Source organism: Vibrio sp. 1641, assembly GCF_033339995.1.
In the GTDB taxonomy this organism is placed as follows: domain Bacteria; phylum Pseudomonadota; class Gammaproteobacteria; order Enterobacterales; family Vibrionaceae; genus Vibrio; species Vibrio alginolyticus.
Genome location: NZ_JAWOVP010000174.1, coordinates 1 through 709 on the forward strand (window position 1 = coordinate 1; position 709 = coordinate 709).

Consider the following 709-nt stretch of genomic DNA (forward strand, 5'->3'; position numbering starts at 1 on the left):
TGACGGGTTGGACATGGGGGGCTTTAGTTATGTCGCTCAAGGGCGTGCTGATTCTGATTGGCAGGTAAAAGAGAACGCCAATGATCTGACGATGTCTTTCACCAACCGTTCTGGCGAGACGGAAAAAATCCAAATCAATGCCAAAGCTGGTGATGATATTGAAGAACTCGCGACCTACATTAATGGCCAAACCGACAAAGTGACGGCTTCTGTTAATGAAAAAGGTCAGTTACAGATCTTTATGGCAGGAGAAGAAACCGCCGGAACGATTTCATTCTCAGGAGATCTTGCGAGTGAGCTTGGGATGTCGTTGAAAGGTTATGATGCGGTCAATAACTTGAACATCACAACCGTTGGTGGGGCGCAGCAAGCTGTCGCTGTACTAGACACGGCGATGAAATTTGTCGATAGCCAACGTGCCGAGTTAGGTGCATATCAAAATCGCTTCAATCATGCGATCAATAATCTAGATAACATCCACGAAAATTTAGCGGCATCGAACAGTCGTATTCAAGATACTGATTACGCCAAAGAAACCACGCAAATGGTGAAGCAGCAGATCTTGCAACAAGTCAGTACCACTATTTTAGCCCAAGCTAAACAGGCGCCAAACCTCGCACTTACCTTGCTTGGTTAGGCGATTTGGATTCTTAATTTCAACGCAAAATCAGGTTGTATCGACAGCTCGAAAAGAAGCTTTAGCGAAAAA

The 709-nt window shown here is 45.1% G+C and carries 1 protein-coding gene; it reads left to right on the top strand.

Translation table 11 applies throughout. From position 1 onward, the window contains the following. On the top strand, window positions 1–637 hold a 637-nt coding region (locus R7Z47_RS24885; RefSeq protein ID WP_318130767.1), incomplete at its 5' end, for a flagellin. Window positions 638–709 lie beyond the last annotated feature (72 nt).